The following is a 10,638-nucleotide window of genomic DNA, read 5'->3' as shown; positions in this document are numbered from 1 at the left end:
GGCGGAGCTCGTCGCCACCGAGCCACGACCGGGCCGCACCGGCGGGCTGCTCAGCGCGTTCGACGCGGCGCTGCCTTTCGACCTCACCGACGGGCAGCTCGCGGTGGGTGCGACCATCGCGGCCGAGATGGCCAAGCCCTTTCCCATGCACCGGCTCCTGCAGGGGGAGGTCGGCTCCGGCAAGACGGTGGTCGCGGTGCGGGCCATGCTCACCGCGGTGGACTCGGGGGGCCAGGCGGCCCTGCTGGCCCCCACCGAGACCCTCGCTGCCCAGCACCACCGGAGCCTGCTGGGCCTGCTCGGCGACCGCGCCCGGGCCGGGGAGCTCGGGGTGGACGGCCCGGCCACCCGGGTCGCGCTGCTGACCGGTTCGACACCCGCCCGGGCGCGGCGGGAGATCCTCGCCGGGATCGCCGACGGCAGCGTGGGGCTGGTCGTGGGCACCCACGCGCTGCTGGGCGCCGACGTGGCCTTCCACGACCTCGCACTGGTCGTGGTCGACGAGCAGCACAGGTTCGGGGTGGAGCAGCGGGACGAGCTGCGCTCCCGGGGCCGGCGCCCGCCGCATCTGCTGGTCATGACGGCGACGCCGATCCCGCGGACCGTCGCGATGACGGTCTTCGGTGACCTTGAGGTCTCCGTGCTCAACCAGCTCCCGGCCGGCCGCTCGCCGATCTCCACCTTTGTCGTCCCCGCGGTGAACACGGCGTTCATGGCGCGGATGTGGGGCCGGCTGCGGGAGGAGGTCGCCGCCGGGCACCAGGCCTACGTGGTGTGTCCCCGGGTCGGCGAGGGCACCGGCCCGGAGGATGCGACCGCTCCGTCCGCGGGGGTGGGAGCGGGGGATGCGGGGGACGCCTCGCGGGAGGGCGAGCGGGTCGGCGCGACCGTCACCGAGACGCTGCCGCGGCTGGTGGCGGGCGAGCTTGCCGGCCTGCGGGTCGAGGGCCTGCACGGCCGGATGCCCGCGGCGGTCCGGGAGGACGTGATGACCCGCTTCGCCGCGGGCGAGGTGGACGTCCTCGTCGCCACCACGGTGATCGAGGTCGGGGTGGACGTCCCGAACGCCACCGTGATGATCGTGCTGGACTCGGACTGGTTCGGTGTCTCCCAGCTGCACCAGCTTCGCGGCCGGGTGGGGCGCGGCCGCGCGCCGGGGGTCTGTCTGCTGCAGACCTGTGTCGATGCGACCGCCCCGGCCGCCGAGCGGCTGCGCGCCGTCGCCTCCACCACGGACGGTGCCCAGCTGGCCCTGCTCGACCTGGCCCAGCGCAGGGAGGGGGACGTCCTGGGTGCGGCCCAGTCCGGCGGTCGCCGTTCCCTGCGGCTGCTGGAACTGCTGCGGGACGAGGACCTGATCCTCGGCGCGCGCGCGGAGGCCACGGACATCGTCGCCGAGGATCCCGAGCTCAACACGCTGCCGGCGCTGCGCCGGCGGCTCGCGGATGCCCTCGACGAGGCCAGCGCCGCCTTCCTGGAGAAGGGCTGACCCGGCTGTGACACGCATCGTGGGCGGCAGTGCCGGTGGGCGACGACTGGTGGTGCCTCCGGGGGGGACCACCCGGCCGACCTCGGACCGGACGAGGGAAGGCCTGTTCAACACCCTCGGAACGCTGGTCGATCTCGACGGTGCCCGGATGGCGGACCTGTACGCCGGGTCGGGCGCGGTGGGGCTGGAGGCCCTGTCCCGCGGGGCGGCGCACGTCCTGCTGGTCGACCGGGACGCGGCTGCCGTCCGGGTCCTGCATCGCAATGTCGAGGCGCTCGGGCTGCCGGGCGCGCAGGTGGTGCGCTCCCCGGTCGTCCGGGTGGTGGAGTCGCCGCCGGCCGATCCCTATGACGTGGTCTTCCTGGATCCGCCCTATGCCCTGCCCGATGCCGAGCTGGGCAGCGTGCTCGACCGGCTGGCCAGCGGCGGATGGGTGACGGTGGGTGGTGTCTGCGTCGTCGAGCGGGCCGCTCGGGGNGGGCCTGTGACCTGGCCTGATGGATTTGTGGCGCTCCGTGAGCGCAGGTACGGAGAGGGGGTCCTCTGGTACGGTAGTCGATCATGAGGAGGGCAGTCTGTCCCGGATCGTTCGACCCCATCACCAATGGTCACCTCGACATCATCGTGAGAGCCAGCCGGCTCTTTGACGAGGTCGTCGTCGCCGTTCTGATCAACAAGTCGAAGGCCAACCTGTTCACGGTTGACGAGCGGATAGACCTCATCCGGGAGGCGGTGCGCAGTCACCCCGCCGCCCCGGCGAACGTCGTCGTCGACTCGTCGCATGGCCTGCTGGTCGACTTCTGCCGCGTGCGGGGGATTCAGTCCATCGTCAAGGGGCTGCGCGCGGTGAGCGACTTCGACTACGAGCTTCAGATGGCGCAGATGAACCATTCCCTCGCCGGGGTGGAGACGTTGTTCATGAGCACCAACCCGCAGTACGCGTTCCTCTCGTCGAGTCTGGTCAAGGAGGTGGCCCGCTACGGCGGTGAGGTCTCCGGGCTGGTGCCTGACGTGGTGCTCAAGGGCCTGCGGGACCGTTCCGGCTCGTAGCGGCGCGCGGTGCGGGGGCCCCGGGTTCGGATGCGTGGCGTCACCGCCGCGCCGGCGCAACCGGAATTCGGACATCTGGGATGACGCGGTCCGTCCGCGTGCGATAACGGAGTGTCGTTATCGGGTGCCCCGTCTGCCGGTCGTAACCTACCGGGCATGGATGATCTCGTTGAGCGCCTCGATCTGATCATTTCCTTGGTCGAGGGTGCGCGGGCGATGCCGCTGACGGCGTCCTGCGTGCTCAACCGGGCCGAGATGCTCGAGGCGCTGGAGGATCTGCGGGCGCGGCTGCCCGAGCGGCTCGCGGATGCCGACCGGATTCTGGCGGACAGCGAGGCGATCATCGATGACGCACATCGTCGGGCGGCCTCGATCGTCGCCGACGGCCGGCGGGAGAGCGTCCGGCTGGCCTCCGGCAGCGCCGTGGTGGTCCAGGCGGAGTCGGACGCGGCGGCGATCACGGCTGCCGCGCGGCAGGCGGCCGAGGACATGCGCCGGCAGATCGACTCCTACGTCGACGGGAAGCTGGCCGGCTTCGAGGAGCTCCTCGACCGCACGCTGACCTCGGTGACCAGGGGGCGGGAACGGCTCGCCTCGCGATCGGCGGCGAGCGGCGCCGGCGGGGCCAGCGCGGTCGGTCCCGCCGGTCCGGTCGGTCCGGTCGGTTCGGCGGGGGCCTTCCAGTCCGGTCCCGCGCCCGTGACCGTCGGCGAGGCCGAGCTGTACATGAGCGGTGACGTGGGCGATCACGTGGGCGCCGGACCCCTGGGCGGTGCCCGGATGTCGCCGGGTGGGATCGACGACACCCTCGCGTCCCCCGGTGAGCGCTGGGCCGGCGTCCCGGCCGCGCGCGGTGGCCTGACGGGTCATGTCCGACTGACTTCCGGGGTCGGAGCACCGATCGGATAAGCTGGTTGTCCGTGCCCCACGACGTGGGCACGCACTTCCGACCGGATCCGGGCTGACCATGCCGGGTCCGGGCCGGCCGGCGGAGGCGCCGGCGGGTCCCACCGGCTTCCACCGGTGGTCGGGAGGATCAGGGCGGTTGATCTCCGGGTCGGTACGACCGGTGTCCCGGCTCCCTGGTCAGCCCCGCAACGACCGCGACGTGAGAACATCTGCTGTGACCGCCATGACCACACAACGAGCCCGTCGGCGCGCCCCCAAGGGTCCCTATGTGCTCGACACCCGGGAGCTCGGCCGGAGGCCGGGTTCACTTCGTCGTGTCGAGACCACGATCGTCCAGCCCTCGGACTTCGGTACCGAGATGCTGCGTGTGCCCGCCGGCGCCGCTGTCGTCCTCGATCTACGGCTCGAGTCGGTCATGGAGGGCGTCCTGGTGAGCGGTGTCGTGACCGTGCCGCTTGCCGGGGAGTGCGGCCGCTGTCTGGAAGAGGTCACCGACACGGCGTCCGTCGAGATCAGAGAGCTGTTCTACTACCCCGACCGGGTTGTCGGGGGCGACGACGAGGATGACACCGGCATCCTCGTCGATGATCATGCTGACATCGAGCCGGTCGTGCGGGACGCGGTGGTGCTGAGCCTTCCGCTGTCACCCGTCTGCCGGCCGGACTGCGCAGGTCTCTGCGTCGACTGCGGCGCTCGTCTCGACGAGGTCGGCCCAGACCATTCCCACACCCGGCAGGACCCGAGATGGGCGGCGCTGTCCGGCCTCGTCGAGGATCCCGCCACCACCGAGAACAAGGAGAAGGACTAGTGGCCGTCCCGAAGCGGCGCACCTCGCGCAGCAACACCCGGTCTCGTCGCGCGCAGTGGAAGGCCAAGGTGCCGACGCTGTCGAAGTGCTCCCGTGGGCACGTCATCCGCCCGCACACCATGTGCCCGACCTGCGGCCGCTACAACGACCGCCAGGTGCTCGACGTCTGACCACGGTGTGGTGCGCATCGCTGTCGATCTGATCGGGGAGGGCGTCGCGCCGCCGGACGGCCTCCTCGACGAACTGGCCGCGGCACTCGGCAGTGATCCGCGGGTGGCCCTGACCGTGGTGGCGCCCACGGCGGTGGTCGAGCCCGGAATCACCGCACGAGGCCTGCTCGCCGGTGGCCGCGTCCAGTTGGTGAACGCGTCGCGCGGAATCGAGGCGGGGGCCGAGGCCCTGCGTGAGGTGCGGGCGCGGCGGGACAGTGGCGTGCGAGTCGCGGCCCGGCTGGTCCGGGACGGACGGGCCGACGCGATGGTGTCGGTCGCGCCGTCGGAGGCCGTCCTCGCCGCGGCGCGGTTCACCTTCGGCCTGCTGCCCGGCGCGACCCGGGCCGCGGCGATGGTCCGGCTCGGTACCGCGGAATCGCCGATGATTTTGTGTGACGCCGGCGGTTCGGTCGACGTGACCGCGGACGAGTTCGCTCAGTTCGCCCTGGCGGGCGCCGCCTTCGCGCGGGTCCGCCACGGAGTCGACCGCCCGCGGGTTGCACTGCTGTCGGCGCGGCCGGCACTGCTCGACCCGCTACGCCGCTCGGCCGCGGACCTGCTGGCCTCACTCGGGCTGAACTTCGTCGGCCCGGTGACCGCCGACCTGCTGACCACCGGGGCGGGCGCCGATGTCGTCGTCACCGACGGGTTCACCGGCGATGTCGTGCTCTCCGCACTGCGGCCGTATGTCGGACAGTCGCGGAGTGGGACGACACCGGCTGAGCGCCGGGTGGACAGTCCGGAAGATCAGGGGGGAATGACCGTGCTGGGAGTGGACGGGGTGGCCGTCCAGGTGGGANGGCCGTCCGCGGCCCTCCAGGGACGGCCGGGCGCGTTGCCGGCGGCCGTCGGCGCGGCGGCCGGCGCGGTGCGCGCGGGTCTCGCCGGATCGGTTCGTGAGGCCATGGCGACGCTGGTCGGGCGTCGCCGGGAGCTGGCGGGGCTGTCCTGATGAGCCGGGGGCAGTCGGTTCCGCCGCCGCGGGATGGGCTGGTCGACGCTCTCCAGGTCAACGTCGATCCCGATCTGCTCGACCGCGCGCTGACCCACCGGTCGTACGCGTATGAGAACGGCGGTCTGCCCACCAACGAACGGCTGGAGTTCCTCGGCGACGCCGTGCTCGGACTGATCGTGACCGCGGCGCTGTTCCGCCGTCACCCGGATCTTCCTGAGGGTCAGCTCGCCAAGCAGCGTGCCTCGGTGGTCAACATGCGCGCGCTCGCCGAGGTAGCCCGGCGTATCGGCCCGGCCGGCATCGGTCCTTACCTGTTGCTCGGGCGGGGCGAGGAGGCGACGGGCGGGCGCGACAAGCCCANCATCCTCGCCGACACGCTGGAGGCGGTGATCGGAGCGGTCTACCTCTCCAACAGTCTCGACGTGGCCTCCGGTTTCGTCCATCGGCTGTTCGATCCGCTCCTGGACGAGGCTGCCGGCCGCGGCGCGGGGCTGGACTGGAAGACCTCGTTGCAGGAGCAGACGGCGCTGCTCGGGCTCGGCCCGCCCGACTACGCGGTCACCGAAGCCGGTCCGGATCACGCCAAGCGGTTCACGGCGTTCGCGCGGGTCGCGGGTGAGGTGCTGGGCGAGGGCGAGGGCGGCAGCAAGAAGGAAGCCGAGCAGCGGGCCGCCGCGACGGCCTTCGCCATGCTGGAGAAGCGCGCCGCCGAGGCGGCCGGGGGCGACCCGTCGACCGGCNGGCCGGAGCAGGCCGCGGCGGGCGGCGCGGTGGCCGGTCTCGCCGTCGGCGACTCCGCCGCGGGGGCGGGCGGCGCCCGATGAAGCGAGCTGCCTCGTGACCGGCGTGCTGACCCACCTTGCCTGAACTGCCCGAGGTCGAGGTCGTCCGGCGGGGGCTGGAACGCGGTGTCGTCGGTCGCACGATCTCCAGTGTCGAGGTGCGTCATCCGCGGGCGGTCCGCCGCCACGACGCCGGTGCCGATGACTTCGCCGCGGCGCTGGCCGGGCGGGCGGTGCTGACCTCGCGCCGGCGGGGGAAGTACCTGTGGCTCGGCCTCTCCCGGCCCGAACCGGGCACCGGGAGCGCACGAACCGGCGAGACCGGCGAGACCGGCGAAAAGTGCGCGGCGGGTGGTGCCGGGGAGGCGCTGCTCGGCCATCTCGGCATGAGCGGGCAGCTCCTGGTGGTCCCTCGGGACAGCCCCGACCAGACGCATCTGCGGGTCCGGTTCCGGTTCACCGATGAAGGGCGCGAGCTGCGCTTCGTCGACCAGCGGACGTTCGGTGGCCTGGCTGTGGTCCCCGGGGCGGATCTGCCACTGCCGATCGCGCACATCGCGCCCGATCCGCTCGCCGCCGAGTTCGACGACGAACGCTTCGTCGGCGCCCTTCGCCGGCGCCGCACCGGTCTCAAACGCGCACTGCTCGACCAGAGGTTGATCAGCGGCGTGGGCAACATCTACGCGGATGAGGCACTCTGGGCCGCCCGGCTGCACTACGCGCGTCCCACCGAGACGGTTTCGCGCCCCGAGGCGCTCCGGCTGCTGGCGGCCGTCCGCACGGTGATGACCGCCGCGCTGGCAGCCGGAGGAACCTCCTTCGACCGGCTGTATGTCTCCACCGAGGGGGTCAGCGGACTGTTCGAACGGTCCTTGCAGGTATACGGACGCGGGGGGTTGGAGTGCTCCCGCTGTGCCGCGGCCATCCGCCGGGACGCGTTCATGAACCGCTCCAGCTTCACCTGCCCGGTGTGCCAGCCGCAGCCACGCCGGGCACGGTGGTAGTATTCGAACGTACGTTCGATCCGCGGGCTTGTGTGATCTGCGGGTCGTGTCATCCACGATCCTGTTGATCGAGGATCGTGTGGTCTATCCGCTTCAGCCTCGTCCATGGCCGTGACCGGGAGCTGACGACAGGTCGTGCCCGGTTCGGCGAGGCCTCAGGACGGTGTCCTCATCTGGTATCCAGTCCGGAGGAGGACCGTGGACGGAGGCGCCATGAATCCCGACGCTCTGCTCGGCCGCGTGCGCAAGCTGCTGGCGATGGCGGAGGCCGAGGGCCTGCCGGAAGCGGCCCGGGAGAACTACAACGCCAAGGCCGCGGAGCTGATCGCCCAGTACGGGATCGACCGGGCTCTGATCGAGGACGCCGCTCCGGCGGGTGCCGTCGCCGGAGATGTCGTGATGGGAATCGACGCGCCCTACGCACGGGACAAGATCTCGTTGCTGGCCAGTGTGGCGGACCCGCTGGGGTGCCGCCTGGTGCACCGGACGATGCCGGCCCCGGCCGGTGCCGGCACGGCGACGGTGCACACCGCGCACCTGTTCGGGATGGCTGGGGACATCGAGCGCGTCCAGATGCTGTACACGTCGCTGCTCGTCCAGCAGGCGCACGGGCTGGCCGCGGCCAGCCCACCGGTCTGGGAGGATCCGCGGGCCTTCCGAAGGTCCTGGATGGCGGGCTTCTCGGTCGCCGTGCGGGACAGGCTCGCGCTCGCGGAGGAGACCGCCCGGCGAAGGGCCGAGAGCGCGGGCCGGGCCGCCGGGGTCGGTGCGGCAGGCGAGCGGCGGTCCGTGGCGGTGGTGCTGGCCGGCCGCGAGGGTCTCGTCGAGGCGCATCTCGCCAGGGTCTACCCGCGGCTGCGCGCGACCCGGGCGCGGCAGCTCTCCGGCTCCGGTGGCCGAGACGGCTACCAGGCTGGTCAGCGGGCGGATCTGGGGGAGGGTCGGCGGATGCCGGGCCGGCAGCGAGCGCGGCGAGAGATCGGCTGACCCCGCTGCGGGTTCGCTGGCATCGGCCGCCCGCGCGACGCTGTCAGGAACGCATGAGACCGGTCGGAACGCATCCAGCGAGGACCCCGACCAGGCACACCGGGCGGGAACGGGCCTGCGGCCGCGGAAGCGAGAAGCGGCCGCTCACGTGCCTGGAGCGACCGCCGGTTGGAACGGATGGTCGGCGTGACTGCGGCGGTCACGCCGACTCGGACCCCACCTACAACTTGCCGCCGGGAAGGTTGGGTACTGCTGTCTGGGTCGGGCGCTCGCCGCGGGGCGGCGCGTAACCCGGGCCGATGACTTCCTCGGACGGTACCGGGGCCGGTGTCACGGTGCGGACGCCCTCGGTGCTGGCGTGCGGAACCGGGATGACCCCGCCGTCCTGCTCGAAGTTCTGCCCACAGCCGGAAAGGAGGAGTGCGGTTCCCATCGAACACACCGCGGCCACGCACGCCAGCGACCGGCGCCGACCTGATCGCCCAGGCGTGCGCACATGGTCACCAGTGGTGGTGCAGTTCGACGGCGTCCCCTGCCCCGGCACCGTGCGAACGGTGGCCTCGGTGCCCCTGTTGAGCTGCGCGCTCTCGATGTACATGGTGTCCACAATGGCTAGTACCCTACCGCTCCGATGAACGAGATTCGCGCGACGAAGGACGCCTGCGACCGGGACGTGGTCCGCCTCACCGCCCGGGTCGAAGGTCTGGTTCAGGGTGTCGGGTTCCGTGACTATGTCCGTACCAAGGGCCGTCGTCTCGGTCTCGTCGGGTCTGCCACGAATTTGCCGGACGGTGCGGTTGCGGTGATCGCCGAGGGTCCCAGGGGCGACTGCGAGGCGCTGCTCGAGCTACTCGTCACCGGGCACACCCCAGGGCGTACGGATCGCGTCGATCATGTGTGGAGTGAGCCGAGGGGTGGATTGGCTGGGTTCCTTCGGCGCTGACGCGCAGACGTGTCGATTGAACTGGCGGGCAATCCGCGGCGTCGTGAGCACGAACAGAGTCGAACTTCACAGAGAAGGCCGCGTTGACGTAAGTGTGCTTTTGCTCAACGAGACCATGCGATCACAGCACCGGAAGTCGATCACCGGTGTCCCCGGTCGCCGCGGGGGGAGCCGGTTTCCCTGTGTCGTCGGCATGATCGTGGCTGGTGGGAGGCCCGATCGTGGCGAGGTGACAGCCGCGGAACAAGTACACGTGTCGAACACGCCACATGCAGAGGGTGGACGAACCCGCCGCATCTGGTCCCGGGTGACGTGTCCCGCCGGCCGTGCCGCGGTTTGGATATTCTGATGTTCGGCGGACCGGGCCTGAGCCTTGTGGCATGCTCTTGACTTTCGGTCGCCTGACGTGGGATTCTTAGGTCATTCTCTGGGGCGCGCTCCGATCCTTCTGATCTCGTCGCTCCCAACATCCCACTAGGTCACTCATCGTGGAGGACCATCACCATGGCGAAGGCCCTTTTCGGCCACGTCGGTTCTGGCAGCGACATGCGTCTCTCGTACGAGGTACGACGCCTTCGCGCCNGAGTAGCAGAGCTCGAGGCTGAGCTCACGCGCGTCCNGGCGGTGAACGAGGCACTCGTCGACGGGGTCGACGTCCCCGCTGACGTCCGGGAACTCGAGGTCGAGCCCGCGCTCACCTGAGGCGAGCTGGTCGAACTCGCGGTTACCTACACATCCGGGCACTTAAGGTGCCCCCTATGCACAGTCGAGCACGGCGAGGGTCTCCGACCTCTTGCCGGGCGGGCTTTCTCCTGCCCCGCGTGTACCCCTGTTCGGGTATGCCCGGCGCGGGAGGGCTGGTGCTCGGCGGGCACGGGGCGCCGCCCGTGCGTAGCGTGCGCTGTGTGGGACCCTGCTCACATGCGGGGTCTCCACGCCGCGTGCGGGGTGCCTCGGAGGGGTTTGAGGCGCGGCTGGGTACCATGAGCGGGTCGAACATCGACTGATTCTTTTCCGGTCCGGTCACCGCCGGTCCGGCAACGGCTTTTCGTCCCCTCCGCCGCCCGGAGCCCGGTGCATCTCAAGAGTCTTACCCTGCGGGGTTTCAAGTCGTTCGCGAGCTCGACGACCTTGCAACTCGAGCCCGGGATCACCTGTGTGGTCGGTCCCAACGGCTCGGGCAAGAGCAACGTCGTCGACGCGATCGCCTGGGTGCTTGGTGAGCAGGGTGCCAAAGCGCTGCGCGGCGGCACGATGTCCGACGTCATCTTCGCCGGCACCCCCTCGCGTCCCGCGCTGGGCCGCGCCGNGGTCCTGCTGACCATCGACAACTCCGATGGCGCGCTGCCGATCGAGTACTCCGAGGTCACCGTCGGCCGGCTGATGTTCCGCAGTGGCGAGAGCGAATACACCATCAACGGCACGACCTGCCGGCTTCTGGACATCCAGGAGCTGATGAGCGATTCGGGCATCGGTCGTGAACTGCACGTCGTGGTGGN

The 10,638-nt window shown here is 71.2% G+C and carries 9 protein-coding genes and 7 pseudogenes; 15 read left to right on the top strand and 1 reads right to left on the bottom strand.

The window, feature by feature from the left end:
• The 12 genes and pseudogenes from UG55_RS19700 to UG55_RS19655 form a co-directional block, all read left to right on the top strand.
• A partial coding sequence (locus UG55_RS19700) for an ATP-dependent DNA helicase RecG (RefSeq protein ID WP_128423086.1) occupies positions 1-1,489 on the top strand: 1,489 nt, incomplete at its 5' end.
• Between the two features lie 7 nt (positions 1,490-1,496).
• Positions 1,497-1,966, top strand: a pseudogene (rsmD, locus tag UG55_RS19695) (16S rRNA (guanine(966)-N(2))-methyltransferase RsmD); the annotation flags it as partial.
• Position 1,967: 1 nt separating this feature from the next.
• Positions 1,968-2,054 (top strand): annotated as a pseudogene (locus tag UG55_RS46030) (16S rRNA (guanine(966)-N(2))-methyltransferase RsmD); the annotation flags it as partial.
• Complete coding sequence (gene coaD, locus UG55_RS19690) at positions 2,051-2,539, top strand: pantetheine-phosphate adenylyltransferase (RefSeq protein ID WP_066071286.1); 489 nt, start codon at positions 2,051-2,053, stop codon at positions 2,537-2,539. The pseudogene UG55_RS46030 and the gene coaD, both read left to right, overlap by 4 nt.
• Positions 2,540-2,695: 156 nt before the next feature.
• Complete coding sequence (locus tag UG55_RS19685; protein ID WP_066071283.1) at positions 2,696-3,448, top strand: hypothetical protein; 753 nt, start codon at positions 2,696-2,698, stop codon at positions 3,446-3,448.
• A gap of 223 nt (positions 3,449-3,671) precedes the next feature.
• Positions 3,672-4,256 carry a DUF177 domain-containing protein gene (locus UG55_RS19680; protein ID WP_066071325.1) on the top strand — a complete coding sequence of 195 codons (585 nt, stop codon included), beginning with the start codon at positions 3,672-3,674 and terminating at the stop codon, positions 4,254-4,256.
• Positions 4,256-4,426, top strand: coding sequence for a 50S ribosomal protein L32 (gene rpmF, locus UG55_RS19675; protein ID WP_066071280.1), 171 nt, complete (start codon positions 4,256-4,258; stop codon positions 4,424-4,426). The genes UG55_RS19680 and rpmF overlap by 1 nt, the downstream gene beginning before the upstream one ends.
• A pseudogene (locus UG55_RS19670) lies at positions 4,350-5,267 on the top strand (phosphate acyltransferase); the annotation flags it as partial. The gene rpmF and the pseudogene UG55_RS19670, both read left to right, overlap by 77 nt.
• 152 nt (positions 5,268-5,419) lie before the next feature.
• Positions 5,420-5,783: pseudogene (locus UG55_RS39710) on the top strand (ribonuclease III family protein); the annotation flags it as partial.
• A gap of 1 nt (position 5,784) precedes the next feature.
• Positions 5,785-6,163, top strand: a pseudogene (locus UG55_RS39705) (putative dsRNA-binding protein); the annotation flags it as partial.
• 119 nt (positions 6,164-6,282) lie between these two features.
• Positions 6,283-7,209, top strand: coding sequence for a bifunctional DNA-formamidopyrimidine glycosylase/DNA-(apurinic or apyrimidinic site) lyase (gene mutM / locus UG55_RS19660; RefSeq protein WP_066071268.1), 927 nt, complete (start codon positions 6,283-6,285; stop codon positions 7,207-7,209).
• 213 nt (positions 7,210-7,422) lie between these two features.
• On the top strand, positions 7,423-8,196 hold the full coding sequence (locus tag UG55_RS19655) for a DUF2786 domain-containing protein (protein ID WP_066071322.1): 774 nt from the start codon (positions 7,423-7,425) through the stop codon (positions 8,194-8,196).
• Positions 8,197-8,416: 220 nt separating this feature from the next.
• Here UG55_RS19655 and UG55_RS19650 read toward each other — a convergent pair whose 3' ends face one another.
• Positions 8,417-8,794 carry a hypothetical protein gene (locus UG55_RS19650; RefSeq protein ID WP_066071319.1) on the bottom strand — a complete coding sequence of 126 codons (378 nt, stop codon included), beginning with the start codon at positions 8,792-8,794 and terminating at the stop codon, positions 8,417-8,419.
• A gap of 33 nt (positions 8,795-8,827) precedes the next feature.
• Here UG55_RS19650 and UG55_RS19645 point away from each other — a divergent pair, with 33 nt between their 5' ends.
• The 3 genes and pseudogenes from UG55_RS19645 to UG55_RS39695 all read left to right on the top strand — a co-directional run.
• Positions 8,828-9,139: an acylphosphatase gene (locus UG55_RS19645; RefSeq protein ID WP_066071265.1), complete on the top strand. Its 312-nt coding sequence runs from the start codon at positions 8,828-8,830 to the stop codon at positions 9,137-9,139.
• 1,074 nt (positions 9,140-10,213) lie between these two features.
• Positions 10,214-10,448 (top strand): annotated as a pseudogene (locus tag UG55_RS39700) (AAA family ATPase); the annotation flags it as partial.
• A gap of 1 nt (position 10,449) precedes the next feature.
• A pseudogene (locus UG55_RS39695) lies at positions 10,450-10,637 on the top strand (hypothetical protein); the annotation flags it as partial.
• Position 10,638: the final 1 nt, after the last annotated feature.

Source organism: Frankia sp. EI5c (genome assembly GCF_001636565.1).
Classification (GTDB): Bacteria; Actinomycetota; Actinomycetes; order Frankiales; family Frankiaceae; genus Parafrankia.
This window is presented reverse-complemented; position numbering and strand designations above follow the sequence as displayed.